The following is a 24,925-nucleotide window of genomic DNA, read 5'->3' on the forward strand; positions in this document are numbered from 1 at the left end:
CTCGGCCAACAGACACATACCCGCCGGTGGCCTCCTCGGTTGTATGAGACGACGCAAACTGCTCGCCACGGCGGGCGCGGCCGCGGCGCTCGGCGTGTCCGGCTGTCTCGGCGCCATCGGGATGGACGAACACGAGGCGTCGCCGGCGGGGGTCGAGCAGGCGGTGCGCGAGGAAACCGGGTACGAACAGACGAACGTCGAGGAGCTCGTCGTCGAGCGGACGGTCGACGCCGTCTCGGAGGACATCACCGTCACGAACTACCTGACCGAACACGAGAAGGCGGTCGATCTCGGGCCGATCGGCTCGCCGAGGGCGGCGGCGTTCATCGTGCTGACGTCGCCGCAGATCACGCTCGTCGGCCGGGAGTTCAACCCGATCGCGGAGATGTCCGCCGAGGAGCTCATCGGGATGATCGAGGCCGACTTCGACCGGATAAACAACGCCGAACTCGTCTCGGAGGGCGAGGCGACGGTGCTGGGCCAGGAGACGACGGAGGCGCTCTTCGAGGCGGAGGCACAGGTCGGCGGCGTGCCGATCGATCTGAACGTCCACATCACCGAAAGCGTCCGGACGACGAGCGACCACCTCGTCACGGTGGGCGTCTACCCGGTGCAACTCGAGTCACAGGAGGCGGACAACATCGCCGCGCTGGTCGGCGGCATCGTCGAAGAGATCGCCTGACAGACGGCGGCCACGACCGCGACCGGGGTGCACGTGCGAGTGCGAATGCGAGCCGACCGCGCAGGCCCCGTATCTTACGCTCGTTCGGCGGCGAGACGCTCCTCGAGGATCCGCTCGACGACGCCCGAAAGGTGCACCTGCCCGAAGACGGCAACGAGGACCGCCCCGAGGAAGTTGAACATCAGGTCCTTGACCGTGTCGTCGAGGCCGAACTGCGCGAGCGGCATCGTCACGCCGGTCTCCTCGGCGAGGAGGTCCAGCCCGAACTCGAACAGCTCCCAGAAGACGGCGAAGGCGAGCACGACGACGAGGACGTACACGAAAAAGAACTGCTTCGGGAGCCTGACCCGGTCGCTGTGGAGGTCGACGCCGCGGGCGAACGTGTAGCCGACGCCGGCGACGAGCGACGCCGACATCGCGTGCGTCAGGCTGTCCCACCAGCCGAACTGCGCGTAGAGGCCGGCGGACCCGAGCGTGTGCAACACGACCGCGAGCGTGATCCACAGCCCGAGCCACGGGTCGAGCGGCACGCGGTAGTTCCGCTCTAGCAGCGCCGGGACCATCGTGATGAGAAGCGAGATGCTCCCGTTGGCGATGGCCTTCGGCTCAGTGTAGACGACCCCGTAGACGGCGATCCCGATCAACGCGAGCTGTAGGCCCCGCGTGAGCCGCCGTTGGGTCCGCTGAGAGGGGCGAACGAGCAGGTTCACCGCCGGATCAGCCCCCGGACCCGGCGGCGGAGTTCGCGCCCCCGGCGCTTGAAGTACGCGTCGAAGAGCACGCCGGCGGCGATACCGGCCAGGGTGACCCAGACGAACTCGATCATCAACGCCGCGTTCGCCTCCATCTGTCCCGTTCCCGGTTCGGAGAGAAAGCGCGTCCCGAGCAGGGCGTCGGCGTTCCAGCGGACGACCGTCCAGGCGGCCGCCGACGCCATCGTCGTCATCGCGACGAACACGACGGCGAACCAGTGGGTCATCCGGACGTTGCCGAAGGTGTGTAGCTCGACGGTGACGACGAGCGCCAGTCCGGCCACCGAGAGGTAGTACGCGAAGGTCCCCAACTCCCCGCCGAAGAGCCCGCGGACGAGGATCGGCAACAACGCCACCACCAGCACCTCCCACGGGAGCATCATCCGCCACTCCCGGTAGGCAAGCGGGGGCAGCAGAACGATCGCGCCGGTGACCGCCACGAACAGGATCCAAAGCAGGTCGACATCGAGCAGGCTGTTGAAAAGGACCAACCCGAGCACGCCGACGAAGAGCCACGAGACGAGCGCGTTCACCCGCCCGCTCCGGAGCAGCGCCGCGAGGCGGTCCTCGGGCTGTTCGGACGCCTCGGTCTCGGACGGTCGCTTCTCCGGTGACATCTACCGGCAGTAAGATGCTGAGGAAAATAAACCCCTCACCGCGCTCGACGGCCCCTCAGTTCGGGTTCCGATTCAGGGCTCGGCCTCGGTCGCCGGTGCGATCTCGATGCGGCGGGCGATCTCCTCGGGGAGGCTCTGTTCGTCGTCGCCGGTGCGGACCGTCACCAGACCGAAGGGTGCGACCTCGACGACCTCGATCTCGACGCCCGGCTCGATGCCGGCGTCGGAGAGGTATCTGAGCTCCTCGTCGCCCTGGTGGCGGATCCGCCTGACGACCGCGCGGTCGCCCTCGGCGGTGTCCGCGAGGCGGTTCGTCGCCTCCGCCTCGGGGAGCTTCAGATCGGCGTCGGGGATCGGGTCGCCGTGGGGGTCGACGCCGGGGTTGTCGAGGACCTCCGCGATCCGCTCGGCCAGCTCCTCGGAGACGTGGTGTTCTAAGCGGTCGGCCTCCTCGTGGACGTCCGCCCAGTCGTAGTCGAGTTGCTCCGTGAGAAACGACTCCAGCAGGCGGTGGTGCCGGAGGATCTCCAGGGCGACGACGGTGCCCTCCTCGGTGAGGGTCACCCCCCGGTACTCCTCGCGGTCGACGAGGCCCTGCGCTTCGAGTTTCTGTACCATACTGGAGACCGTCGGGGAGGTCACGTCCAGGTGCTCCGCCAACTCGGAGGTCCCGACGCGGTCGCCGGTGTCGTTCCCGATGGCGTATATCGCCTTGATGTAGTCCTCCATGACGGCGCTCAACATTACCGAGCGGTACGCGGTCGGTCGGGATAGTGTTTTTGTCGGGCGCTCGTCGTACGGTACTCGGGGCTCGGAACTCGGCGAGTCCACCGGGAGCCCGACCTCGGGACGTAACCGCCCCCGCGTCGCGGTGATTTTTGTGCCGCCCGCCCACAGATCGGGTATGGACGGCAGGGAACTTTCCTTTGCGGCCGGGGCGATCAGCGACGCCGACTCGGTGGTCGCACTGACCGGAGCGGGGGTCTCGACCGCGTCCGGCATCCCGGATTTCCGCTCCGCGGACGGCCTCTGGACCGAGTACGACCCCGAGGACTTTCACGTCTCCCGGTTCCGGGCCGACCCGGAGGGGTTTTGGCGCGAACGCGTCGCGTTGCTTCGCGATCTCTTCGGCGACGGCGTCGAACCCAACGCCGCACACCGGGCGCTCGCCGACCTCGAGGCGGCGGGACACCTCGATACGCTCATCACGCAGAACGTCGACGGCCTCCATCAGGCCGCCGGGAGCGAAGCGCCCCTCGAGATCCACGGCAACGGGACGCGGACGGTCTGTACCGACTGCGGGAGCCGCTCCGGTATCGACCGCGTCATCGGACGCGTCGAGGACGGCGAGATCCCGCCGACCTGTCGGCGCTGCGGCGGCGTCCTGAAACCCGACGTGGTGCTGTTCGGCGAGGCGCTGCCGAAGGCGGCGCTGTTGCGGGCGCAATCGGAGGCCAGAGACGCCGACGCGTTCCTCGCGATCGGGTCGTCGCTGACCGTCGAACCGGCCGCTTCGCTGCCGTGGTATGCGATCGATCGCGGCGGCACGCTCGTCATCGTCAACTTAGAGCGGACCGACCTCTCCGGGCGGGCCGAGTACGACTTCCGCGCCGACGTGACCGACGTGCTCCCGTCGCTCGCCGAGGCCGTCATCGACGACCGCTGATCGACGACCGCTGGTCGGCGGGCCACGCGTAGCTTTTTGTTCACAGCCCTTCTCGGGGCACCCACGATGGAGTACGACGTAGTCGACCTCGACGACGTGTCGATCACCGACCTCTCGGAGACCGACAGCGTGCCGCCGGACCTCGATATCAAACCCGTCGGACGGCAACTCGGGCTCTCCGAGATGCGCGCAACGGTGTGGTACTTCGAGCCGGGCGAGGAGATCCAGTACCACGCCCACAGCGAACAGGAGGAGCTGTACTTCGTTCTCGAGGGCGAGTTCTCGCTGAAACTCGGCCGGTCCGGCGAGGAGGAACTCGTCGAGGCGGGCCCGGGGACGTTCTGGGCCGCCGGCCCGGAGATCGGCCACGGGCACAGAAACGTCGGCGACGAGCGGGGCGTCGTGCTCTCGTTCGGCGCGCCGTCGGTCGACGATCCGGGGATAGACCCCCACAGTCTCGAGGAGTGAGCCGGGCGCGGGGCTCGCGGCTCTCTGCTCTCGTCTCCCGGCTCTGGTTAGAAGCTGATCTCGACGTCGGCGGGCGAGTCGGCGTCGCCGTAGGTCGTCCGGAGGTACTCGGTGATTCGCGCCGACTCGCTCATCGAGACGCCGTGAGAGTCATCGACGAGCGCGGGGACCTGCCGCTGGCCGGTGACCTCTTTGACGGCGTCGCGCTTCGAGTGGAGCCCCTCGACCCAGACGCTGTCGAAGTCGATCCCGAGGTCACTCAGCGCGTCGACGACGAACTCACAGAACGGACACCCTTCCAGGCGATACAGCGTGACGGACATACGCGTGTCTACGGACCGAAGCGCAAAAACCCGACGCTTAGGCCCCGAGCGATACGCCCATACCGCAGTGCGCCCAACCGGTAGTCATGAGCCATCCGGTTACGTACTACTGTCCGCACTGTGAGACGGTTGTCGAACTCCAGCGGGAGGGGTATCTCGACGACAAGTCGGTGACGCCGTACCCCCTCGAGGGGTGGAACTACGTGTCGGCACGGGAGGACTACGGCGCCGACGACGCCGACGGCGTGCGGTTCGTCTGCGGGGAGGACGGCTCGACGCGGGACCCCGAGGCCGACGGCTGCGGGCGGGCGTTCTATCTCTCCTTCGTTCGACACGGCACGACGGCCGCCGGGCAGGCGCTCGGGCGACGCGAGTAGCGACGCGACCACCCGAGGAGGTCCGTATCTAACCCTGATCCCGACCCCGAACCGTTCGGCGGGCCGCGCAACTAAGTGGGACGCGCCGGAGATACCGGTATGAGACCCGCCATCGGCGACGCCGCCCCGGCGTTCGAAGCGCTGCTTTGTGACGGCGAGACGTTCCGGTCGCGCTCGCTCGCGTCGGCGCTCGGAGAGCGCGGCGGCGTTCTCGTGTTTGACGGGTTCGTGTTCTCCGCGATCGCGCAGAACTGGTGGACGCGGTACGAGGCCTACGGGTGGGACGCGTTCGACGAGGCCCCGGTGTACGGCGTCGTTCGGGACGGGCCGTACTCGATCAACGAGTTTCTCAGGCGGCTCGACAGCCCGTTTTCGATCTTTTCGGACCTCAACGGCGATGTCGCCGCCGCGTACGATCTCCTCGTCGAGCGCGACGGGATGGCGGGGACGGAGACGCCGCGCCGCGCCGTCGTCGTTCTCGACAGCGAGGCGACCGTACGACACGTCTGGGAGACGGACGAGTGGATCTCCCCGGTCCCTCACGAAGAGATCGAGGCCGCCGTCGGGGGGTTGTGACCGCCCGATCGCGTTTCGCCCGCCCGTCGGCGGCGCCGACCCGACGCCAACGTTATGTCGGCCCCGCGTGACCCGGGCGTATGCGCCTCGACGGGATTCGCGTGCTCGATCTCACACGGTTGCTCCCCGGCCCGTACGCCACGCAGTTGCTCGCCGATTCGGGCGCGGACGTGATCAAGATCGAGGACACCGGGGCCGGCGACTACGCGCGGGAGATGCCGCCGCTCACGGAGGACGGGATCGGGGCGGTGTTCGACGCCGTCAACCGGGGGAAACGGAGCCTCGCGATCGATCTGAAAACGCCCGCCGGAACCGACGCGTTTCGGTCGGTGCTCCGGGAGGCGGACGTGCTCATCGAGAGCTTCCGGCCCGGCGTGACAGAGCGGCTCGGCGTCGACTACGAGGCCGTCTCGGAGCACCGCGAGGACATCGTGTACTGCTCGCTCACCGGCTACGGACAGAACGGGCCGTACGCAGACCGGGTCGGACACGACATCAACTACATCGGCCTGGCGGGCCTCCTCGACATGACGCGGACCAACGCCGACGAGGCGCCGCGCGTGCCGGGGTATCAGATCGCCGATCTGGCCGGCGGACTGTTCGCGGCGTACGCCGTCTGCTCGGCGCTCCTCTCGCGGGAGTTGGGCAACAGCGGCGGGGAGTACATCGACGTGGGGATGACCGACGCCGTCGTTTCGTTCTCACAGGCCATTGCGCCGCAGGCGCTTCGCGGCGCGAACCCCCGACCTGGCGAGCAGCCGCTCGTCGGCGGCTACCCGTGGTACGACGTGTACGAGGCGAAGGACGGCTACGTGACCCTCGGGGCACTCGAACCGAAGTTCTTCGAGGCGTTCTGTTCGGCGGTCGATCGCCCGGAACTGGCCGACAGCCACATGACCGACGACCCCGCCGAGCGGGCCGCCCTCCGCGAGGAACTCGAAGGGATCTTCGCCCGACGGACGCGGGACGAGTGGGTCGAGACGCTCTCGGGGGTAGACGCCGCCGTCGGGGGCGTCTACACGCCTCAGGAAGCGCTCGAGCACCCACAGATCGAGGCCAGAGGCTACGTCGACCGCCCGAGGGACGGATCGCCCCGCGTCGGTCTCCCGCTGTGTGGCTCCGACGTGCCCGGCCGCTCACCGGAGCGAGGGTCCGGGCGTCCGGACGTTCCGGCCCAGGGTCAACACACAGAGGAGATCCTCCGGGACGCCGGCATCGACGAGGAGCGGATCGACCGATTATACGCCGAGGGGACGATCGCGTGAGCCGCGATCCGACAGAGGGCCGACGGAGCCGAGCCGCTGCGTTGCCGCGGCGACGTGTCTCGGTGGACGCACCGAGCAGGTGACCGGACGCGTCGACGGACCGCGGGTCACACGGGCGCGCGGACCGAGAGACCGCCCGCCTCGCTCCCGCCTCGACGGCCCGTCGGCGATCGTATCAGCGCACACGCACGCTGGCCTCGTCCGAGTACATAAACCGTCGGGCGGAAAACCGAGGGAAGCAGGTAGAGGGCGAACAGCGACGGCGAACTGGGAGCGGGGCGAATCCGAGTCAGGCCGGTGCGAGTGCACGCACCGTCGATTCGATCTGATCGGCGTCGGCGCCCCTCGGAAACGAGACCGCGACCGCGTCGACGCCGTCGATGTCGGCGAACGCCGCCAGACGCTCGCGGGCCCGCTCGGGCGTTCCCCACACCGCGATCCGCTCGAGCAGTTCCTCGGGCAGCGCGTCCATCGCCGCGTCCGTGTCGCCGTCCTGCCAGGCGTCGTAGACGGCGTTTGCGACCGATTCGTGGCCCTGACGGGCCAGGTTGTCGCGGTAGAACGTCCCCATCCCGCCGATATAAAACGCCGTGTGCTGTTTGACGAGCCGTCTCGCCGCCTCGGCGTCCGCGAGGGCACAACAGGTCACGGAGAGGGTGACGCGCTGGTTCGAACGGTCCCGACCGCCCATCTCCGAGCCGCGATCGAAGTCGGCGAGGCGGTCCCGAAGCCCCGCCCGCGTGAACAGCAGGGCGTGCCACCCGTCGGCGAACCGGCCGGCCAACTCGACCGCCTTCGGCCCCATGCCGGCGGCCTCGACCGGCGGCGCGGGGTCCGGCGGATCACACCGCAGCCGGAACCCCTCGAGGTCGAAGTACTCGCCGTCGTAGTCGACCGTCTCCCCCGAGAGGACCTCCGTGACGATCTCGACCGTCTCGCGGGTCCGCCGCAGCGGATTCCCGAACTCGACGCCGTGCCAGTTCTCGATGACGATCGGCCCCGAGGGCCCGAGGCCCAACCGGAAGCGGCCCCCGGAGATCTCCTGTAGCGTCGCCGCGGTCTGTCCGATGAGCGCCGGCGATCGGGAGTACACCGGCATGATCGACGTCCCGATCCCGATCCCGTCGGTCCCCTCGGCGATGCAACTCAGCGTTCCGACGGCGTTTCGGCCCCAGGTCTCGGGGAGCCACGCGGTGTCGTAGCCGAGCTCCTCGCCGAGTTCGGCCTGCTCGACGAGCGCGTCGACGCCGGGCTGTGCCGCGACCGGAAGGAAGACGTCCCGATCGGTCATCGACGGCTCACGGCAGGGCGTCTTCCAGCGGCGGGACGCCCTGTGCGGTTATGGTTTCGCCCACGACGTACGAGGAGGCGTCGCTCGCGAGGAACTGTACGATGTCGGCGATCTCCGCCGGCAGGCCCATCTCCTTTGCGACCTCGGATCGGTCGACGTCGGCGGGGTCGATCCCCATCTGTGAGGCGACGCCCTCGGTGCCGACGAGCCCCGGCGCGACGCAGTTCACCCGGATGTCGTGGTCGGCGTACGCCGCCGACAGCGATGTCGTCAGGTTGACGACGGCCGCCTTCGCGGCCCCGTAGTGGCTCATGTACTTCGAGCCCATCGTCCCCGCGATCGACGCGAAGTTGATAATCGTCCCGCCGCCGTCCTGGCGTTGCATCCGCTGGCCGGCGAGCTGTGAGCAATGAAAGGTCCCGTGGAGATTGATGTCGACGATGGTCTTCCATCCGTTCTCCGAGATCTCGTCGAACTCCGCCATGAACGACGCCCCGGCGTTGTTGATCATCGCGTCGATCCGGCCGAACTCCTCGACGGTCGCCTCGAGGAGCGCGTCGACCGCCTCCCGGTCGCGGACGTCGCACTCGACGGCGATCGCCTCCCCCGGGCGGTCGCTGTCGTTTATCTCGGCCGCGACCGCGTCGATCTCCTCGGGCGACCGCGAGGTGACGACGACGTTCGCGCCCTCGGCGGCGAACTGTTTTGCGGTCACCGCGCCGATGCCCTGGCTCGATCCGGTGACGACGGCCGTCTGTCCCTCGACCGAGAAGCGCGCTACCATCCGCGGTCACGCGTCGGTCCGACGCTCGCGTCTGTGGCTCGCATGTACGCCCCGAGCTACCGCGGCCGCATTAATAAAGGTAAGTACGGGACGGCTAACACGAACATTGGTAACCCGAGGCGGCACAGCGCGAAACGAAGACTTATAGCCCGCCGAGGGATCTCCCGTGGTATGAACGCACACGGAACCGCCGCGCGCTTCCGGGTCGGCGCATGACCGACGCGCCCCGGACGGTGCTTTTCGACATCGGCGGCGTCATCGTCGATCTCGCGTCGATCCGCGCGGGGTACGCCGAGTTCGTCGGGGAACTCGCCGCGACCCACGGGCTCGACGACGACGCGTTCGAGCGGTGGAAGTCGACGCTCGGCGATCACTTCCGCGCGCGGGAGGGCGATCGCTACCGCCTCGCCCGTGTAGGCTACCGGAAGGCGACGGCGTCGCTTTTCGACGGCGATCCGCCGGAGGGGTGGGAGTCCGAGCTTGAGGCGGCCGTCGAGGCCGCGCTCCGGCCGGAGGACGGCGCTCTCGGGACGATCGAGGCGCTCTCAGAGTCGGGGGTCGGGCTGGCGATCGTCTCGGACATCGACACGCCCGAAGCCGAGCGGATGCTCGGCGCTCTGGGGGTCCGGAGCCGCTTCGAGCACGTCACGACGTCCGAGGCGATCGGGTTCACGAAGCCCGACGAGCGGATGTTCCGGGACGCGCTCGCGGCGATGGACGCCGACCCCTCCGAGGCGCTCATGATCGGCGACCGGTACGACCACGACGTCGTCGGGGCGGCCGCCCTCGGGATCGAGACGGTTGGGTACGGACCGGACGCCCACGGCCCGGAGACGGACCACGAGATCGACGGCCTCCGGGAGGTGCTCGGTATCGTCGGCGTCGATCACTGAGACGTTCGACCCTGACCGGCTGTGCGAGCCGACGGGAGCGCGCCGCGTCGCCGGCGGGGTTGGGCTCTCCGGCGCGCCGCATCATTTATCAGTGCGACCGGCGGTATTTAAAACGCCACCGGCGGCGCGGCCGATCGCCGCCGCCGAACCCATCACCATCACCACCACCGCCCGGCGACGGGCAGTTCACCAATGCGAGACACAGCCAAATACCTCGTCCACGCGGACATCACAGCCGACGGTATCGTCGAGCGCTCGGACGTCGTCGGGGCGGTCTTCGGGCAGACCGAGGGCCTTCTCGGCGACGAGTTGGACCTCCGGGAGCTACAGGACGCCTCGAAGGTCGGCCGGATCGACGTCGAGATCGACTCCGAGAACGGCCAGTCGTTCGGCCGGATCACGATCGCGACGAGCCTCGATCGGGTCGAGACAGCCATCCTCGGCGCGGCCCTCGAGACGATCGACCGCGTCGGCCCCTGTCGGTCGACGATCGAGATCAGGGACATCGAGGACGTCCGGGCCGCAAAGCGACGCGAGGTCGTCGAGCGGGCCAAGGCGCTGCTCCGAGAGGGCTTCGGCGAGCCGATGCGTTCCAGCCGCGACCTCGTCGAGGAGGTCAGAGAGTCCCTTCGTGTCGAGGACATCACCGACTTCGAGGGGCTCCCGGCGGGACCGGGGGTCGCCGGTTCGGACGCCGTCGTCGTCGTCGAGGGTCGCGCCGACGTGCTCACGCTGTTGCGCTGTGGGATCACGAACGCCATCGGCGTCGAGGGGACGAACGTCCCGGAGGCCGTCGCCGAGTTGACCCACTCCCGGACCGTCACGGCGTTTCTGGACGGCGACCGCGGCGGCGAGCTCATCCGCCGCGAACTCGCACAGGTCGGCGACATCGACTACGTCGCCTTCGCGCCCGAGGGCCGCTCCGTCGAGGACCTCTCGCGCCGCGAGGTCACGAAGGCGCTCAGAGAGAAGGTCCCCTACGAGCGGGTCGGCGAGACCGGCCGGGAGTCGCCACAGAGCGGGAGCGACCCCCCCGACGACGCGCTCGGCGGGGAGGCGACGAACGGGACGACCGCGGACGCCGCCGTCGAAAACGGCTCCGAAGAGGCGGCCGCGAACGGACCGACGGAGCCGACACCGGACTCCGGGGAGAACGCCGGGGACGGCTCGGAAAAACGGGACGGGGCCGACCCGGAGACGGACGCGCCGGCCGACGGGGAGCCGGCGGCGGTCGATGCAGACACGGACGGGGACGCGGATAGGGACGGGAGCGCGGACGAACCGGCCACGCTGCGCGGCCACGTCCGGGCGGTCGTCGGCGAGGGCTCCGGGCGCGCCCGACTCCTGGACGAGGCGTTCGGGACCCTCACCGAGGCGGCGGCGACGGAGGCGTTCGATCTCCTCGCGGACAGCGAGACCGCCCCGATGGCGCTCGTCGTCGACGGCGAACTCGATCAGCGACTCCTCGATCTCGCCGCCCAGCGCGGCGTCGATCAGGTCGTCGCCGCCTCGACGGGGCAGTTCGTCAAGCGCCCCACGAGCGTCCGAATCAGGACCGCAGAACAGCTACTCGCGCCGAACGAGGCGTAACGCGTCCGTTCCGTCCGCGTAGAACCCGGCGACGACGCCCTCGACGGCGAACCCGGTTTCGGCGTACAGCCGCGTTGCGGCCTCGTTTCCCACGGGCGTCGACACCGAAAGCGGCGGCCCCGTCGCCGCGAAGACGCGTTCGACGAGCGCACGCCCGTGCCCGCGGCGACGATGCGCCGGATCGACGACGAGTTCCGAGAGCGTCGCCGGTCGCCCGGGCAGCGCGATCGCGTACCCGACGGGGCGGCCCTCGACGGCGACGAACCCGTAGAAGGGACCCTCGAGGGCGGCCTCGACGACCTCGGGGTCGGCGTAGGGCAGACGCTCCTGGAGCGACCCGACGACGGGGACGTCGCGCCGCTCGATCGGTCGGATCACAGCGCCACGGCGAACACGCCGGCGGCGAGTCCGGCGGCGAGCGTCGCCAGCAGGTTGACGCCTTGGTTCCCGACGCGTTCGCCCTCGAGGGTCGCCCCGAGGACGCTGTCGAACAGCATGCCGAAAAAGCCCGCGAGGACGACGGCGGCGGTGGCGGCACCGTCGAAGGCGAAAAACAGCGCCCCGAGGAGGGCGATGATCGAGGCTCCGATGGCCCCGGCGATCGCGCCCTGCCACGTCACGCCGCCGTCGGTCCCCGCGGCGACCGGTTCGAGCGTCGTTATCAGCCGGGGCGAATCGAAGAGCCCGCCGAACTCGCTGGAGAACGTGTCGGCGAGCGCCGCGGCGACGGCCCCGCTGAAGACGAACTGAAAGACCAACGGGTCGACTCCGACGCGACTCGAGGCCGCATAGGCGACCACGGCGACGAGGGCGACGGCGGAGTTTGCGAGGACGTTGCCGCCGCCGCGCGCCCCGTCGTTCTCCTGGGCGATGCCCCGGTCGAGCTTCTCGTCGTAGCGGTACTTCGAGGCTAACCCGCCGAGGCCGAAAAACGTCACCAGCAGGACGAACCAGCCGTACCCGCCCAGGACGACCGCGAACAGCGCGAGCAACACGCCGGTCAGAACGCCGGTGACGGAGGCGGTCCCGAGGGCGTAGGCGACGTAACCAAGCGCCACCGTGACGGCGAGCCCGACGGCCATCCGTTCGGCCGTCGGGGCGACGCCGATCTCGAGGAGAAACCAGACGACGAGCGCGCTCGCGAGCAGGACGAGCGAGTCGTCCCGCCGGAACAGCGCCGACCTGATGAGCGCGCCGAGGACGGCCCCGCTCGCGGCCACGAACGCGACGAGAGGCACGCCCGGGACGGCTCCGCCGACGACGCCGGCGAGCGCGACCGCGGCGCTGCCGCCGACGGTTCCGGAGACGGTGAAGACGGCGGCTCCGGCGACCGGCGTTCGCGTCCACGGTCGCGCGAGCGTCCGCGCGAGATCCCCGACGGTCAGGACGAAGATCGGCGCGAGGAAGGCCGTTAGCGGGAACGCGAACCCGACGAAACACAGCGCAAGCGCCGTGGCGCCGAGCGCAAAGGAGAGGAGATCGTACAGGCGGCCCTCCTCGCGGTCGGCGGCGCTGGCCAGAAACTCGAACACCGTGCCGTCCCGGGAGACGAAGGCGACGATGGCCACCAGCGCGAACGGGGCGACGACGCCGACGTCGGCCGCGATCCCGCCGACCCGTCCGGTGAGAAGCGGGGCGAAAAACGCGAGGCTCCCGACGAGGAGGTATCCGATAGCCCGCGTCGTGTCGGCGTTCACGAGCCGAGATTCCTCCGTCGACCACTTAACCTTCCCGAAGGTGGGACCGACACGTTCAGGCCCCCGGAGACGAAGCACCGTCCGTGGGTCTGTACGATCGGTACCTCGCCGCGCGCGTCGGCCTGAGCCGGGGGGCCGTCCCCGAGCGGATCGCGCTCGTCATCACCGAGCACGATCTCCTCGAGCAGGGCGCGTACGGAACGCTGTCGTCGTTTCTGCGCTGGGCGTTCGACGTCGGCGTCGACACCGTGATGATCTACGTCAGCGTCCTCGATGAGGCCGCCGTCCCGACGCTTCGCAACGCGCTCTCGGAGCTCGACAGCCCCAGGCGGGTCGCCGTGCGGGGGCCCGGCGACGACGCGGGCGTCGAGACCCCGGTACAGATCAGCATCGGGCTCGGCGGTCGCCGGGAGTTCGCCGCGGCCGTCGAGCGGATCGCGACCGCGGCGGCGGCGGGCGAACTCGACCCGGTCGACGTCGACGAGGCGGAGATCGAACGGCGGCTCGTGTTCAAGTCGTCGCCGGATCTCATCATCAAGACCGGCGCCGAGCGGCTCTCGGACTTTCTCATCTGGCAGTCGGTGTACTCTGAGCTGTACTTCACCGATGTCAACTGGCGGGACTTCCGGCGGCGGGACTTCCTGCGCGCGATCAGGGAGTTCCAGGAGCGACAGCGGCGCTTCGGGCGGTGACCGACGCCGGGACCGCCCGCACCCGGTCGACCGCGGCGCTCACCCGGCCGAGGAGCCGCTCTCCTCGCGGCCTTCGACCGTATCGTCCTCGCCGTCGACGTTCGGAACGGTCCCGCGGAACTGCCCGACGATCCGCTTTGCTTCGGTGAGTTCGACGTCGCTCACGGCCCCGACGAGCGCCGCAGCCCGCTGTGCGCGCGTCCGTCGCCACGATTCGCGCCGCGATTCGTACGTCCGTATCGCCCGCAGGAAGTCGATCCGGGAGAACTCCGGCCAGTAGGGCGCACAGAAGTACACGGCGGCCTCGTTGCCGCTGGCGTGCCACGGGAGGAAGTTCGAGGTCCGCTCGGCGCCGCCGGTCCGGATGATGAGGTCGACGGCTCGCGAGGGCCCGACGGTCAGCCGGCTTTCGATCTCCTCGACGGTCACGTCCTCGGGGGCGATCGCGCCGGCGGCGGCCTCCGACGCGATCGCCCGGGCGACGCCCAGAAGCTCCGCGCGGCCGCCGTACGCCAACGCGACGTTGAGATACAGGCCGTCGTACCCCTCGGTTCGCTCCTCGGCGTACCGGATCGCCTCTCTGACCCGCTCGGGGAGACGATGGGTCTCGCCGATGGCGCGGATCCGGACGTTTCGCTCGTGGACCTCCGAGCGATCGGCGAAGCCCCGGAGCTTCTCGGCGATGAGATCGAACAGCGCCTCCCGCTCGTCGGGCGGGCGCTCGAAGTTCTCCGTCGAGAAGGCGTACAGCGTCAGCTCCTCGACGCCGAGGTCGGCACACCACTCTAAGACCCGTTCGGTCGTGTCCGCGCCGGCGCGGTGACCCGCCGTCGCCTCGTCGCCCTGCTCTTCGGCGTACCGGCGGTTGCCGTCCTGTATCACCGCGACGTGGGTGGGGACGCCCGACACCTCACGCTCCAAGAGCCGCCCGTAGAGCCGCCGGAAGGCGTTCCGGAGACGACCTCGCATCGCCCGAAACGACGCGCGCCGGACCTATGAGTGTTGCTTTCGACGGCCGGCCGAGGGACCGAGCGACCGCGGAACAACATTGTTAACTATCCGCCACGTCGGCCCCTCGAACCGGCTGAAAACCGACCTCACGGAGCGGTCCGGCAGATATTTGACCGAGGCTCTCGCAGTCTCGCTTACGATGTTAGTGACGGCCGTCAGTGGTATCCCATGACAGGGACCGACGCCGAGTACTTCGAACGGATCGTCGACACGGACTCGCTCGGCGCGTACCTGACCGCCGAACTCGGTCCGGTCGACGCCTACGAGGTTCGACACCACCAGGAGGGCCACTCGAACGAGACGCTTTTCGTCACGTGGGGGGACAGAGAACTCGTCGTCCGGCGGCCGCCGCCGGGCGACATCGCCGAAAACGCCCACGACGTGCTCAGGGAGTACCGGGTCATCGACGCGCTCCAGGGGACGGCCGTCAGAGTTCCGACGACGGTGTGTTCCTGCGACGACCACTCGGTCATCGGGAGCGACTTCTACGCGATGGAGCGACAGGAGGGCGACGTCCTGCGGGACGAGGAGCCAGAGCGGTTCAACACCCCCGCCGCCCGCGAGCGGATCGGATACGAGGCCGTCGACCGACTCGCCGAGATCCACGCGGTCGACTACGAGGCCGTCGGGCTCGAAGCCGGCGACTTCGGCTACCCGCCGGGGTTCACCGAACGGCAGGTCGATCGGTGGTCCGAACAGCTGATGTGGGCCTTTGAGGTCACCGCCGAGGAGCGCGAGGTCGAGGCGCTCTACGAGGTGATGGAGTGGCTCTCGGAGAACGTCCCCGACGACGACGAGTACCCCGACACGCTCGTTCACGGCGATTACAAACTCGACAACGTCATGTTCGGCCCCGGCGACGACCCGGAGATCGCGGCGATCTTCGATTGGGAGATGTCGACGCTCGGCGACCCCTTCACCGATCTCGGCTGGCTGCTCTCCTATTGGCGCGAGCCGAAAGACCCCGAGGCGCCGACGCCCTCGCTCGCACAGACGTTCCTCACGCGCGAGGGGTACCCGAGCAGGCGGGAGCTCGTTGATCGCTACGAGCGCCGGACCGGCTTCAGCTTCGAGAACGCGACGTTCTACTGGGTGCTGGCGACGTACAAGCTCGCCGGGCTCGGCGAGATGTTCTTCCGGCGGTACCTCGAGGGCAACTCCGCGGACCCGATGTACCCGGAGATGGAGACCGGCGTCCCGGCGCTGGCCGAACAGGCGCTTCGCATCATCGACGGCGAGATGACGCTGTAGGGGCTCGGACCCGCCGGCGTAGGCTCGCGGCGGTCCGACCGGCGGTTTATTTGCGTTCTCGCCACGAAACACGGGCATGGACCTGCCGGTCGCGGTCTGGTACGGTACGCTCGGCGCGGGCGTCGCCGTCTCGCTCGGCGTCGTGTTCTACCTCGCCCGACCGGTCGGCCGGTGGACGCGGACGCTCCGAAAGCGGCTGTACCTCGGCGTTCCGTGGGGGACGCTCCTGGCCGTCTGTCTCGTCGCGTGCTTCTATCTGTTCGTCCAGGACGGCCTCTCGAACCCCCGAAACCCGATCGAACTCCCGTTTCGGGCCTACAGCTACCTGTACCCCCTCGGCATGCTCACCGCCGGGTTCGCCCACTCGGGGCTCGGCCACGTCACGAGCAACCTCCTCTCGACGCTCGTCTTTGGGTCCCTCGCGGAGTACGCCTGGAGTCACTTCCCGGAGCGCGACCGCGGCGGCCCCCCCTCGCGGCTCTCGTACCCGTTCGTCCGGATCGCCGTCTGGGTCGGCGCGATCGCGGCCGTCGGTGTCGGAACCTCGCTTTTCGGGCTCGGCCCGGTCATCGGCTTTTCCGGCGTCGTCTTCGCGTTCGTCGGGTTCTCGCTCGTCCGGTTCCCCATCGCGACCGTCGTCGCCGCGCTCTCGACAGGGATCCTCACGGGGCTGTACGGCGCGCTCCGGACGCCGGAACTCCGCCGGACCGCCACCGAGACGTTCTCGACGCCGTGGTGGGCCGGGATCGCGATCCAGGGGCACGCCCTCGGGCTGCTCGTCGGGGTCGCGGCGGGGGTCGCGCTGTTATACCGCCGCGGCGTGCGCCCAAGACCCGAACACGTCTGGATCGCCGCGCTCGCCTTCGCGGTCGATCGGGGGCTGTGGGCGATCTACCTCCCGGAGGGATCCGAGACGTTCCGGCTGTTCCGGGCGCTCGGGATGGCGTGCGTCTTCGTGTTGGCCGCGCTGATCGCCGGCGGCGCGACGGCGACCCCCCGGAGTCTGCTGTCCGGGATCGATCTCTCCCGGCGGGAGGCGGCCTACGGGCTCCTCGTCGCGTTGACCCTGTCGATCGCGCTCGTCGCCGTCCCGCTGAACCTCTACGCCGTCGAGGACCCCGAGGCCGGCCTCGAGGGGGCCGACACCGTCGCCGTCGGCGACTACACCGTCGCGTACGTCGAGGACGTCGACAACCGGTTCGTGCCGGCGCTGCCGGTCCCCGGCGACCGAAACCGGACGGCAAACCGGATCGGCGCGAGCGGCGTGATCGTCGTCTCCGAGCGGCGGAACATCTGGTGGGAGGAGGTCTCGGCGCGGCGGCTCGCCTCCCAGGGGGCGGCCACGGTCCGTCTGGGCGGGGCGACGTGGAACGAGGGCGTCAGGGCCAACCGGACGACGTGGAACGTCGCCGGCGGAAACGCGACGTACCACGTTCGGCTGGGCAGAGCAACGGCGGAGACGCGGCCCGTCGTCTTTCGGGCCGACCCCGCCGAGGCGGACGCCGTCCTCGACGGGCGGAACGTCTCCATCGCGCCGGCCGGGGAGGGCTTCGAGGTCGTCGTTTCGCAACACAACGAGACGATCGGTCGGGCGGCCCTGCCGGGCGGCAACCGGACGGCGACGGCCGGCGACATCGCGTTCGTCCGCGAAAAGCGCAGCGTCTTCGCCGAACGCGACGGGACGCGCGTCCGGATCGCACAGCGGGCGCGGTGAGTCTCGCCGCGTTTACTCGGCGCGCCACTCGATGCGGAAGACCTCGGTGTCGATCGATCGGCGCTCGGCCGTGTGGTGGTCGAACTGCCTCGGGAGGTCGAACTCGGCTGCGAAACTGTGGGTGACCGTGCCCCCGTTGTCGGCCGCGAACGACTCCACGAACGACTCGCTGCCGGCGTTGTGAACTGAGTACGAGACCGAGGCGATCCGGCTCGCGGTCTCGAGAAAGCCCCGGTCGGCCCCCTCGTTGCCGGACTGTGCGCCGAACGGGGGGTTCATGAGCACCGTCGCCCGCTCTTTCGGCGCGAACGGGGCTGCCGTCGCGTCGCCTCTGACCCACGAGACGTCCGTTATCGCGCCGACGCGGCGCTCGTTCTCGGCGGCGGTCGAAAGCGGCGCGGGGTCGACGTCGAGGCCGACGACCCGGTCGGGGCCGCGGAGGGCCGCCCCGAGCGCGAGCATCCCGGTGCCGCAGCCGAGATCGAGCACCGTTCGCCCCTCGATGTCGGCCTGCAGGTCGGCGACGTGGACGATGTGCGCGGCGAGATCCGGCGGGGTGTGGTACTGCTCCAACGGCGCGCGGGGGTCCTCGAAGCCCGCCACGACTGCGAGTTCCTGTGCCAGTCGCCGTCGCGTCGCACCACTCATCGTTTCATATTTCGGACGCATACGTATAAATCCGCGTATAACCGCGGGGAATCACGACGGGGGCGGCGGGGCCATAGCTTCTTTTCGGCCCGTGCGCAACGCCGAGACATGGAGTGTCCCCGGTGTGACAGCCCCCTCGAACGGTACGCCCTCGGGGACCGGAGCGCCGTCACCTGCGGCGAGTGCGGGTACGTCGGCGTCCCGGTCGATCACCGCGACGACGCCCAGCGAACCGAGACGTGGGCCGAGGCGGTGTCGAACGCCCCCGACACCGCCGCTATCGCCTCGGTGACCGTCGAGACGGTCGACGAGGACCCCTCGCTGTCCGTCGTCCTCGAGCCCCGCCCCGAGCGCCGGGACGCCGCCCCCGAACCGACCGTCGTCCGCGTGACCGACCCCGATCCGGCGCTCGCCGCGGCGCTGCGGGCGGCCGACGGCGGCGGTCGGGTCGTCTGTGACATCTGCGGGCGGGCGTTCGACGAGCGGGCGCAACTGTACGGGCACCTCGCGGTCCACTCGGACGGCGGGTGAGCGCCCCCGGTCAGTCCTCGGCCTCTGTTGCGGCCTGGGCCTCCGCCGCGTCGTCCTCCTCGGTTCTGGACGCGACGAGCGCGCCGCGGGCGACGCTGTACAGCGGCTCGTTGGCCTTCCGGACGTCGCTGATCGAAAACGGGATGTCGGCGTTCTCGAGGCGGTCCTCGAAGAGCTTCTCGAAGCCGGGCGGGCTCGCGGTGCCGCCGGTGACGACGACCGGGACGTCGAGGCCCTCCTCGACGTCCTCCTCGTTGACCTCGCGGGCGACGTTCTCGATGACGTAATCGAGCAGGTTGTCGTAGTAGATCGACAGCGCGCCCTCGACCCCGCCGGCGTCCGTCGTGAAGTCCAGCCGGAAGTCCTCCTCCTTGATCGAGGTCACCTTATCGACCGTCTCGCCGGTCGCCGTTGCGGTCTGTTCGTCGATCCAATCGCCGCCGCGGGCGACGGAGAAGGTCATCACCGGGACCGCGTAGTACGACAGACAGACGTTCGTCATCCCGGCCCCGAAGGAGATGCCCAGCCCGGTGAAGTTGTGGTCGGCCAACTCGGAGTAGATGACGGCCATCCCCTCGTTTATCGGCTCGGGGTCGTAGCCGATGTCGCCGAGGAACGACTCGAGGGTCTTCTGGTGGTACAGCGTCGAGAGATCCGAGTCGATCGGGTCCGCCGGCGTCGAGAAGTACACCCGCTCGTTCGGCCGGTCGGGCTCGCCGATCACCTGCTCGAGGATGAGTTTGATCATCGGGATCGCCGATTTCTCCTCCGAGGAGAGGATCCCGTGTTTCATCGGTCGTCGGGTCTCCTCGTTGAAGATGTTCGCGAAGTTCAACGCGTCGTCGCCGACGACGTAGACGTTGTCGTCCTTCCGGATGTGGAGGACGTCCGAGCGGCTGAGCATCCGCTCGGCCATGTCGCTGTACTCGATCTCCACGAAGGAGTTCCGCTGTGATACGAAGACCGTCTCGCTGTCGTCCTGTTTGGCCGAAACGATGTTCATCGTTCCGACGTCAATGCCGCGGGCCATACCTGAACTCGGCGCTGGTGCGCTATTAAAACTACTCCCCGATCGCGTCCGTGTGCGACCGAAAGGCACACCGGCCGAACCGCGGCCGCGGATCAGTTAAAATAGGACTTGAGCCGGTCGAGTACGCCCGCCGACTCCTCCTGTTCGGCCTCCCGTTTCTTCTGTTCGCGGAGCTCTTTGAGCGCCGCCGCCTGGTCGTCGACCCCGCCTCCGCTGTCGGTCCGCTGTTCGCCGCCCTGCAGCCCCGAAAGCGCCGACAGCTGCTCGTCGATGCCCGACGAGCGGTGGACCTTCGCGGAGGACTGATCGAGGGACTCGCCCTCTAGCTCCTCGTCCGGCGTGATCCGGAGGCGCTCGGTGTCGACGCGCTCGACGCCGCCCCAGGAGATCTCCGTCCCTGACATCGCCTCGTCGATGTCCGACTCGATCTGGGCGTCGGTCACCGCGGGGTCGTCCGTCGAGCCCCCGCTTGGGTCCGACCCGGCGGCCTCAGAGCCGCTTTCGGTGCCGGTGCCGGCCCGCTCGACGTGGTAGCTGACGAGCGCGGCCGCCGTCGCCGAGAGGACGGTCACGAGGCCGACGGCGTAGACGGTGACCCCATGGAGGCTGTAGTCGGGCGTCCCGTAGTTCCAGTTCGAGGGATACACCGACAGGAAAAACGCGATCGCGCCGACGACGATCACGAGGCCGCCCGAGGCGGCGTACAGCGAGCGCCGATCCGCCGGGAGCAACACGACGACGGCGACGAGCACCACGGGGAGCCCGAGGGCGCCGATCGCGAAGGCGATCTGTCGGACCCAGAAGACGAGACCGCCAAGCGCCGCCCGCTCGATGATGAAAAGCGCCAGCCCGAGCAGCCCGAGACCGAGGCCGACGAAAAACAGCGCGAAGCCGAGGTACACGTCGGTCCGTCGGTCCGGCTCCCCAAGGTACGCCCGGTAGAACTCGACGAGTCGGTCCCCGTCGACGGTGTCGGAGGGTGCCATTTACCGGCCGTTTCGCGCGAGACCCTATGATTGTTTGGCCTCGGACGGCCCGACGCGGCCGCGATCCCGTCGGGTCCGCCCCGGCCGCACCGCCCCCGACCGGGCTACCAGGTCCCGTGGAAGGTGTCGAACGAGAGGCTATCGAGGGGCTTCTCGCCGATCGCGATCTCGTACTCGCCGGGCGTCAGCATCGGCTGTTTGAACTGCGGGCCGTCGTCGGTCGTGATCCGCGGACAGCCGGTGTTGACGTAGGCGTCGAACCCGAAGTTCGTCAGCCGGTCCGGCGTCACCTCGTCCATCGTCAACAGGTAGGCGTTGTCGTTGTCCTCGACGATCTCCTCGGCGACGTCCCACCGGCCCTGCCCGATCTTCGTACAGAAGACGACGCCCCACTCCTCGGCGTCCATCGCCCGGTGGACAGCGCCGTAGCGCTGTTTCATGAACTTCTCGGTGTCGGCGATCGTGACGACGTTGTTGACCGGGTCCGCGATGATCACCGTCTTGTCGGGGTGTTCCATCGCCAACCCGAGGGGGTGGAACTTCCCGCCGCCGACGTAGAGGATCTGATCGGCGTCGACGTCCGCCGACGCGTAGTTGCACCCGAGCACCTGCCCCTCGTGGGTCAACCGCTCGTCGCCGCGGCGGGTCTCGACGGCGTAGCCCCGCTCTTCGAGCCACGAGCGCATCTCCTCGAACTTGTTCATGTGCTGGGCCGTCGTCACGAGGCCGACGGCGTCGTCCTCGGCGGGGTCGGTGAGCTCCGCGAGGGACTCCTCCATGATCGGCGTCACGTCGACGTTCGAGAACAGCGGGACGTACACGATCTTGTCCGACTCCTTCATGGGGGAGTGCCCGAAGTGGACGAAGACGTCCGTCCGCCGCATCATGTAGGTGTCGAGATCGCAGGCCCCGTAACACGGCTGTCCGGAGATCATCACCGTCGCCTCCTCGGGCAACAGCGCCCGGAGGTCGTCGGCGACCCGGCCCGCCCGCCGTTTCAGCCCCTCGGGGAACTGCAGGCCGACCTTCGTCGCGTTGCGCTCCTCGACGGCCTCGACGATGCGTTCGAGTTCGTAGTCCCAGGTGCGCTCGTGTTTGAGCGCCATTCCCGTGTTCCGGAGGTCCCCTTCGGTCCGCCCGGCGTCCGACTCGTGGCTCATTGAGCGTTGTTCGGCGTCGGCGCGTAAAACTGCCGCGCTCTGCGCCCGGTTCCCCGGACAGTACACATAAGCCGCTCCGCGACGAACGGGTAGGCGATGAGCGTCGAGACGACACCACGGGAGCGCGCGACGGAACTCGCAACGGAACTCGGGGACGCGATCGCCGAACTCGACGTGTACGACGCGTTTCTCGAGGCGAAGGCGACCGTCGAGGCCGACGAGGAACTGCAACAGGAGATGGCGGAGTTCGAGCGGCTCCGCGAGGAGTTCCTGATGGCCCGGGAGGCCGGGACCGCCTCCAACGAGGACCTCTTGGAGCTACAGAACGCCCAAGAGGAGCTCCACAGCGACCCGAAGATGTCGGCGTATCTGGAGGCGAAGTCCGAACTGGAACTCCGGCTCCAGGAGCTCGATCAGCTCGTCTCCGAGCCCCTCGACGTCGAGTTCGGGGAGACCGCCGGCGGCTGCTGTCAGGAGTAGCCGAACGCCCCGACCGACCGACGGACCGTCCGCCTTTTGTCCGCCCCGGCCGCACCCGACACCATGACTGTCCATTCCGACTGGGGCGAGTGGCTTCCGGCGGCGATCGAGAGGGCCGATCCCGACGGCATCGCCGTCTGGTATCTCGGCTGCAACGGGTTCGCGCTGAAGGCGAACGACGGGACGACGCTGTTTATCGATCCGTACCTCGGCACCGGCGATCCGCCGCGAACGATCCGGATGATCCCCGTCCCCTTCGCGCCCGAGGACGTCCGTGCGGCCGACGCGGTCCTCTCGACGCACGAGCACACCGACCACACCCACGGCCCGTCTCAGGCGCCGATCCTCTCGGGGACCGACGCGTCGTTTTACGGCCCCGCCGCCGCCGTCGATATAGCCGAGACCTGGACGGACGCCCACGGCGTCGACGGCGACGACATCACCGAGATCGCCCCGTCGGAGACCGTCGACGTCGGGTCGCTGTCGATACGCGTCGAGCGGGCGAACGATCCCGACGCCGAAACCCCCGTCTCGTACGTCATCGAGCACGACTCGAAGACGTTCTTCCACGCGGGCGACGCCCGCTCCAGCGAGGCCTTCGAGGACGTCGGGCGGCGCTACGACATCGATCTGGCCGCGGTCGCGTTCGGCTCCTCGGGGATGATACCCGACAAGGAGACGCGCGAGCCGACCCACACCACGTGGTACGCCGACGAAAACACCGCGGCGGAGGCGGCGCAGCAACTCCGCGCCGATCGGCTCCTCCCGACGCACTGGGACATGTGGAAGGGCCTCACCGCCGATCCGAGCGCGCTCCGGGATCACGTCCGCAGCTTCGAGTACCCCCGGACGCTGGAGATCCTCGAGATCGGCGACCGGACCGCAGTCTGAGTTCCGCGCGGTTCCGGCATCCGACTCACCGCGTAGTTTTATCTGCGATCGCCGGAACCGTTCGGTATGACCGACGCCGAGCCCGAGGACACCGTAACCGTAACGAGCAACGGCGTGACCGTCGAGAAGTCCTTCGAGCCCGACGACTTCCCCGTGCCCGCCATCGCGTTCAGGATCCGTTCGGACCGCGACGCAGCGGCGATCGTCAAGCTCGCCGAGACCGTCCCCGACGATGTCGCCCCGGAGAACATCGGCTTTCACCCGAAGTACGGGGCGGAGTTTTGGGACGTCGAAGACGGTCGGATCGTCTTCGAGCGGGAGTTCGGCGCCGGCGAGGAGTACACCACCGTCTACGGGCTGCGGGGCGGGGACGCCGACACAGCCGAGCGGTTCATGACCGAACCGGCGCTCGAGGCGATCGATCCGGTGCCGTCGGGTCCCAGCGGCGACGGCGGTGCGGACCTCGACGCGGCGCTCGACGCCGCGGAGATCGACGGCGTCGAGCTCTCCGGGGGCGCCGAACCGATCTCGGCGCCCGGGTCGGACGCCACAGCGGCGACGAACGGCAAAACGGACGACACGATCGAGAGGGAGACGAAAGCCGAGGCCGACCGCGATCCCGGCTCCCCGGAGGGGACGGACGCCGACGCGGCGGACGCGGACGATACCGAACCCCGAGCCCAGGCCGACGAAGGCGGTGACGACGACCCCGAAGCCGAGGACGACCCCGAAGCCGAAGGGGAGACCGAGGCCGCCTCCCAGGGCGGGGGCAGGTCGCCGGCCGAGCGATCCGGAGACGACGAGCCCGACGCCGGCGGCTCCCGGTCGGACGGACCGGCCGCGGACGACGCCGAGGAGGCGGCCGAGCGCTCCGCCGTCTCGGAGCTGGCGGCTGAGATCCGGGCGTCGGACGCGGACGACGACGATCTGCTCGAGCTTCGGGACGCGCTCGGACTCGACATGGCGACGGCGAGCGTCGAGGCCCGGATCGAACACCTCCAGTCCGAGACCGCCGATCTGGCGGCGTATACGGACGCCCTCGAGGAGTTCCTCGACGAGGAGGGGAGCGCACAGACGCTGATCGAGGGCGTTCGGGACGACTACGAGGAGACGGCCGAACGGGTCGACGAACTCGAAGCCGACCTCGCGGACGCGCGCTCGGAGCTTGAGGGCGCGCGCTCGGAGATCGACGACCGACTCGAGGCGCTCGAAACGAGCGTCGAGGACCGGGTCGACGCGGAGTTGGAGTCGGTCCGCGGGGACCTGACGGAGCTCCGATCGGACCTGGACGGCGTCCGCTCGGACGTGGACGCGGGCGCCGACGCGCGCTCGGAGATCGAGGCCGAGGTCGAGGCGCTCTCCGAGGAGATCGCGGAGGTCGCCGAGATGCGCGATCGGCTGACGAACGCCCTCAGCGGTCTCGCCGGCGGTGGCTCGTCCGCCCCCAGCCCCGGCCCCGACTCGGACGCCGACTCCGGCTCCGGAGCCGACGAGTCGGGAACGGACACCAAGGACGCCGAGTAGCCTCGGCCGGAACGAGCGCCGCCGGG

Annotated in this window: 27 protein-coding genes and 1 pseudogene; 15 read left to right on the forward strand and 13 right to left on the reverse strand. The window is 69.3% G+C overall.

Features of this window, described 5'->3' with window-relative positions; translation table 11 throughout:
* Positions 1-43: 43 nt before the first annotated feature.
* Positions 44-682, forward strand: coding sequence for a DUF6517 family protein (locus tag Q0916_RS00995; protein WP_299233118.1), 639 nt, complete (start codon positions 44-46; stop codon positions 680-682).
* Positions 683-756: 74 nt separating this feature from the next.
* Here Q0916_RS00995 and Q0916_RS01000 read toward each other — a convergent pair whose 3' ends face one another.
* The 3 genes from Q0916_RS01000 to Q0916_RS01010 all read right to left on the reverse strand — a co-directional run bounded on the left by Q0916_RS01000 (position 757) and on the right by Q0916_RS01010 (position 2,795).
* A complete protein-coding gene (locus tag Q0916_RS01000; protein WP_299233121.1) occupies positions 757-1,392 on the reverse strand; it encodes a hypothetical protein in 636 nt (211 codons plus the stop codon).
* Complete coding sequence (locus Q0916_RS01005; RefSeq protein ID WP_299233123.1) at positions 1,389-2,051, reverse strand: hypothetical protein; 663 nt, start codon at positions 2,049-2,051, stop codon at positions 1,389-1,391. The genes Q0916_RS01000 and Q0916_RS01005 overlap by 4 nt, the downstream gene beginning before the upstream one ends.
* Positions 2,052-2,123: 72 nt before the next feature.
* Positions 2,124-2,795, reverse strand: coding sequence for a metal-dependent transcriptional regulator (locus Q0916_RS01010; protein WP_299233126.1), 672 nt, complete (start codon positions 2,793-2,795; stop codon positions 2,124-2,126).
* Positions 2,796-2,955: 160 nt separating this feature from the next.
* Between Q0916_RS01010 and Q0916_RS01015 the strand changes: the two genes are divergently transcribed.
* Both Q0916_RS01015 and Q0916_RS01020 read left to right on the forward strand, forming a co-directional pair.
* Positions 2,956-3,717, forward strand: coding sequence for an SIR2 family NAD-dependent protein deacylase (locus Q0916_RS01015; RefSeq protein WP_299233129.1), 762 nt, complete (start codon positions 2,956-2,958; stop codon positions 3,715-3,717).
* A gap of 66 nt (positions 3,718-3,783) precedes the next feature.
* A complete protein-coding gene (locus Q0916_RS01020) occupies positions 3,784-4,185 on the forward strand; it encodes a cupin domain-containing protein (protein ID WP_299233132.1) in 402 nt (133 codons plus the stop codon).
* Positions 4,186-4,232: 47 nt separating this feature from the next.
* Here the strand turns inward: Q0916_RS01020 and Q0916_RS01025 are convergent, their stop codons facing one another.
* Positions 4,233-4,508, reverse strand: coding sequence for a glutaredoxin family protein (locus tag Q0916_RS01025; protein ID WP_299233134.1), 276 nt, complete (start codon positions 4,506-4,508; stop codon positions 4,233-4,235).
* Between the two features lie 86 nt (positions 4,509-4,594).
* Between Q0916_RS01025 and Q0916_RS01030 the strand changes: the two are divergent.
* From Q0916_RS01030 to Q0916_RS01040, 3 genes and pseudogenes are all read left to right on the forward strand, one after another.
* Positions 4,595-4,843 (forward strand): annotated as a pseudogene (locus Q0916_RS01030) (hypothetical protein); the annotation flags it as partial.
* 141 nt (positions 4,844-4,984) lie between these two features.
* Positions 4,985-5,461 (forward strand): redoxin domain-containing protein, encoded by a 477-nt coding sequence (locus Q0916_RS01035; RefSeq protein ID WP_299233139.1) that lies wholly within the window; start codon positions 4,985-4,987, stop codon positions 5,459-5,461.
* 80 nt (positions 5,462-5,541) lie between these two features.
* Positions 5,542-6,726, forward strand: coding sequence for a CaiB/BaiF CoA transferase family protein (locus Q0916_RS01040; RefSeq protein WP_299233142.1), 1,185 nt, complete (start codon positions 5,542-5,544; stop codon positions 6,724-6,726).
* 289 nt (positions 6,727-7,015) lie between these two features.
* On the opposite strand, the gene Q0916_RS01045 is transcribed toward Q0916_RS01040, so the two are convergent.
* Together Q0916_RS01045 and Q0916_RS01050 are read right to left on the reverse strand one after the other, a co-directional pair.
* Positions 7,016-8,017 (reverse strand): TIGR04024 family LLM class F420-dependent oxidoreductase, encoded by a 1,002-nt coding sequence (locus Q0916_RS01045; protein ID WP_299233145.1) that lies wholly within the window; start codon positions 8,015-8,017, stop codon positions 7,016-7,018.
* A 7-nt stretch (positions 8,018-8,024) separates the two neighbouring features.
* Positions 8,025-8,801, reverse strand: a complete 777-nt coding sequence (locus tag Q0916_RS01050; protein ID WP_299233148.1) for an SDR family NAD(P)-dependent oxidoreductase — start codon at positions 8,799-8,801, stop codon at positions 8,025-8,027.
* A 212-nt stretch (positions 8,802-9,013) separates the two neighbouring features.
* On the opposite strand from Q0916_RS01050, the gene Q0916_RS01055 reads away from it, so the two are divergent.
* Together Q0916_RS01055 and dnaG are read left to right on the forward strand one after the other, a co-directional pair.
* Positions 9,014-9,694 (forward strand): HAD family hydrolase, encoded by a 681-nt coding sequence (locus Q0916_RS01055; RefSeq protein WP_299233151.1) that lies wholly within the window; start codon positions 9,014-9,016, stop codon positions 9,692-9,694.
* Positions 9,695-9,886: 192 nt separating this feature from the next.
* The gene (gene dnaG, locus Q0916_RS01060) at positions 9,887-11,284 is read left to right on the forward strand and encodes a DNA primase DnaG (RefSeq protein WP_299233154.1); all 1,398 of its coding nucleotides are present in this window, start codon (positions 9,887-9,889) and stop codon (positions 11,282-11,284) included.
* On the opposite strand, the gene Q0916_RS01065 is transcribed toward dnaG, so the two are convergent.
* Together Q0916_RS01065 and Q0916_RS01070 are read right to left on the reverse strand one after the other, a co-directional pair.
* A complete protein-coding gene (locus tag Q0916_RS01065; RefSeq protein ID WP_299233157.1) occupies positions 11,261-11,662 on the reverse strand; it encodes a GNAT family N-acetyltransferase in 402 nt (133 codons plus the stop codon). The two genes, dnaG and Q0916_RS01065, sit on opposite strands and share 24 nt — an antisense overlap.
* On the reverse strand, positions 11,659-12,981 hold the full coding sequence (locus Q0916_RS01070; RefSeq protein WP_299233161.1) for a DUF92 domain-containing protein: 1,323 nt from the start codon (positions 12,979-12,981) through the stop codon (positions 11,659-11,661). Before Q0916_RS01070 ends, Q0916_RS01065 begins: the two co-directional genes overlap by 4 nt.
* 83 nt (positions 12,982-13,064) lie before the next feature.
* Between Q0916_RS01070 and Q0916_RS01075 the strand changes: the two genes are divergently transcribed.
* Positions 13,065-13,673, forward strand: coding sequence for an undecaprenyl diphosphate synthase family protein (locus tag Q0916_RS01075; RefSeq protein WP_299233163.1), 609 nt, complete (start codon positions 13,065-13,067; stop codon positions 13,671-13,673).
* Between the two features lie 39 nt (positions 13,674-13,712).
* On the opposite strand, the gene uppS is transcribed toward Q0916_RS01075, so the two are convergent.
* Complete coding sequence (gene uppS / locus Q0916_RS01080) at positions 13,713-14,642, reverse strand: polyprenyl diphosphate synthase (protein ID WP_299233166.1); 930 nt, start codon at positions 14,640-14,642, stop codon at positions 13,713-13,715.
* 210 nt (positions 14,643-14,852) lie between these two features.
* Here uppS and Q0916_RS01085 point away from each other — a divergent pair, with 210 nt between their 5' ends.
* Both Q0916_RS01085 and Q0916_RS01090 read left to right on the forward strand, forming a co-directional pair.
* Positions 14,853-15,935 carry a phosphotransferase family protein gene (locus tag Q0916_RS01085; RefSeq protein ID WP_299233169.1) on the forward strand — a complete coding sequence of 361 codons (1,083 nt, stop codon included), beginning with the start codon at positions 14,853-14,855 and terminating at the stop codon, positions 15,933-15,935.
* A 76-nt stretch (positions 15,936-16,011) separates the two neighbouring features.
* On the forward strand, positions 16,012-17,649 hold the full coding sequence (locus tag Q0916_RS01090; protein WP_299233172.1) for a rhomboid family intramembrane serine protease: 1,638 nt from the start codon (positions 16,012-16,014) through the stop codon (positions 17,647-17,649).
* Between the two features lie 12 nt (positions 17,650-17,661).
* On the opposite strand, the gene Q0916_RS01095 is transcribed toward Q0916_RS01090, so the two are convergent.
* A complete protein-coding gene (locus Q0916_RS01095) occupies positions 17,662-18,297 on the reverse strand; it encodes an METTL5 family protein (RefSeq protein WP_299233175.1) in 636 nt (211 codons plus the stop codon).
* 108 nt (positions 18,298-18,405) lie between these two features.
* On the opposite strand from Q0916_RS01095, the gene Q0916_RS01100 reads away from it, so the two are divergent.
* A complete protein-coding gene (locus Q0916_RS01100) occupies positions 18,406-18,828 on the forward strand; it encodes a hypothetical protein (RefSeq protein WP_299233178.1) in 423 nt (140 codons plus the stop codon).
* 10 nt (positions 18,829-18,838) lie between these two features.
* Here the strand turns inward: Q0916_RS01100 and Q0916_RS01105 are convergent, their stop codons facing one another.
* From Q0916_RS01105 to dph2, 3 genes are all read right to left on the reverse strand, one after another.
* Positions 18,839-19,858, reverse strand: coding sequence for a hypothetical protein (locus tag Q0916_RS01105; protein WP_299233181.1), 1,020 nt, complete (start codon positions 19,856-19,858; stop codon positions 18,839-18,841).
* Positions 19,859-19,950: 92 nt separating this feature from the next.
* Entirely contained in the window at positions 19,951-20,844 is an 894-nt protein-coding gene (locus Q0916_RS01110) for a DUF7139 domain-containing protein (RefSeq protein ID WP_299233183.1), read from the reverse strand.
* Between the two features lie 104 nt (positions 20,845-20,948).
* Positions 20,949-22,004 carry a diphthamide biosynthesis enzyme Dph2 gene (gene dph2 / locus Q0916_RS01115; RefSeq protein ID WP_299233187.1) on the reverse strand — a complete coding sequence of 352 codons (1,056 nt, stop codon included), beginning with the start codon at positions 22,002-22,004 and terminating at the stop codon, positions 20,949-20,951.
* A 96-nt stretch (positions 22,005-22,100) separates the two neighbouring features.
* On the opposite strand from dph2, the gene Q0916_RS01120 reads away from it, so the two are divergent.
* The 3 genes from Q0916_RS01120 (at position 22,101) to Q0916_RS01130 (ending at position 24,899) form a co-directional block, all read left to right on the forward strand.
* Entirely contained in the window at positions 22,101-22,484 is a 384-nt protein-coding gene (locus Q0916_RS01120) for a YlbF family regulator (RefSeq protein ID WP_299233190.1), read from the forward strand.
* 63 nt (positions 22,485-22,547) lie between these two features.
* A complete protein-coding gene (locus Q0916_RS01125) occupies positions 22,548-23,375 on the forward strand; it encodes an MBL fold metallo-hydrolase (protein WP_299233193.1) in 828 nt (275 codons plus the stop codon).
* A 66-nt stretch (positions 23,376-23,441) separates the two neighbouring features.
* A complete protein-coding gene (locus Q0916_RS01130; RefSeq protein ID WP_299233197.1) occupies positions 23,442-24,899 on the forward strand; it encodes a hypothetical protein in 1,458 nt (485 codons plus the stop codon).
* The last annotated feature ends 26 nt before the right edge of the window (positions 24,900-24,925 follow it).

This window comes from Natronomonas sp. (assembly GCF_028274965.1).
Taxonomy (GTDB): Archaea; Halobacteriota; Halobacteria; order Halobacteriales; family Haloarculaceae; genus Natronomonas.

Bases quoted from the DNA above. Each gene is read 5' to 3' on its own strand.
- Q0916_RS00995 (WP_299233118.1), top strand. From the start codon at position 44: ATGAGACGACGCAAACTGCTCGCCACGGCGGGCGCGGCCGCGGCGCTC.
- Q0916_RS01005 (WP_299233123.1), bottom strand. From the start codon at position 2,051: ATGTCACCGGAGAAGCGACCGTCCGAGACCGAGGCGTCCGAACAGCCC.
- Q0916_RS01010 (WP_299233126.1), bottom strand. From the start codon at position 2,795: ATGTTGAGCGCCGTCATGGAGGACTACATCAAGGCGATATACGCCATC.
- Q0916_RS01015 (WP_299233129.1), top strand. From the start codon at position 2,956: ATGGACGGCAGGGAACTTTCCTTTGCGGCCGGGGCGATCAGCGACGCC.
- Q0916_RS01020 (WP_299233132.1), top strand. From the start codon at position 3,784: ATGGAGTACGACGTAGTCGACCTCGACGACGTGTCGATCACCGACCTC.
- Q0916_RS01025 (WP_299233134.1), bottom strand. From the start codon at position 4,508: ATGTCCGTCACGCTGTATCGCCTGGAAGGGTGTCCGTTCTGTGAGTTC.
- Q0916_RS01035 (WP_299233139.1), top strand. From the start codon at position 4,985: ATGAGACCCGCCATCGGCGACGCCGCCCCGGCGTTCGAAGCGCTGCTT.
- Q0916_RS01040 (WP_299233142.1), top strand. From the start codon at position 5,542: ATGCGCCTCGACGGGATTCGCGTGCTCGATCTCACACGGTTGCTCCCC.
- Q0916_RS01045 (WP_299233145.1), bottom strand. From the start codon at position 8,017: ATGACCGATCGGGACGTCTTCCTTCCGGTCGCGGCACAGCCCGGCGTC.
- Q0916_RS01050 (WP_299233148.1), bottom strand. From the start codon at position 8,801: ATGGTAGCGCGCTTCTCGGTCGAGGGACAGACGGCCGTCGTCACCGGA.
- Q0916_RS01055 (WP_299233151.1), top strand. From the start codon at position 9,014: ATGACCGACGCGCCCCGGACGGTGCTTTTCGACATCGGCGGCGTCATC.
- dnaG (WP_299233154.1), top strand. From the start codon at position 9,887: ATGCGAGACACAGCCAAATACCTCGTCCACGCGGACATCACAGCCGAC.
- uppS (WP_299233166.1), bottom strand. From the start codon at position 14,642: ATGCGAGGTCGTCTCCGGAACGCCTTCCGGCGGCTCTACGGGCGGCTC.
- Q0916_RS01085 (WP_299233169.1), top strand. From the start codon at position 14,853: ATGACAGGGACCGACGCCGAGTACTTCGAACGGATCGTCGACACGGAC.
- Q0916_RS01090 (WP_299233172.1), top strand. From the start codon at position 16,012: ATGGACCTGCCGGTCGCGGTCTGGTACGGTACGCTCGGCGCGGGCGTC.
- Q0916_RS01095 (WP_299233175.1), bottom strand. From the start codon at position 18,297: ATGAGTGGTGCGACGCGACGGCGACTGGCACAGGAACTCGCAGTCGTG.
- Q0916_RS01100 (WP_299233178.1), top strand. From the start codon at position 18,406: ATGGAGTGTCCCCGGTGTGACAGCCCCCTCGAACGGTACGCCCTCGGG.
- Q0916_RS01105 (WP_299233181.1), bottom strand. From the start codon at position 19,858: ATGGCCCGCGGCATTGACGTCGGAACGATGAACATCGTTTCGGCCAAA.
- Q0916_RS01110 (WP_299233183.1), bottom strand. From the start codon at position 20,844: ATGGCACCCTCCGACACCGTCGACGGGGACCGACTCGTCGAGTTCTAC.
- dph2 (WP_299233187.1), bottom strand. From the start codon at position 22,004: ATGAGCCACGAGTCGGACGCCGGGCGGACCGAAGGGGACCTCCGGAAC.
- Q0916_RS01120 (WP_299233190.1), top strand. From the start codon at position 22,101: ATGAGCGTCGAGACGACACCACGGGAGCGCGCGACGGAACTCGCAACG.
- Q0916_RS01125 (WP_299233193.1), top strand. From the start codon at position 22,548: ATGACTGTCCATTCCGACTGGGGCGAGTGGCTTCCGGCGGCGATCGAG.
- Q0916_RS01130 (WP_299233197.1), top strand. From the start codon at position 23,442: ATGACCGACGCCGAGCCCGAGGACACCGTAACCGTAACGAGCAACGGC.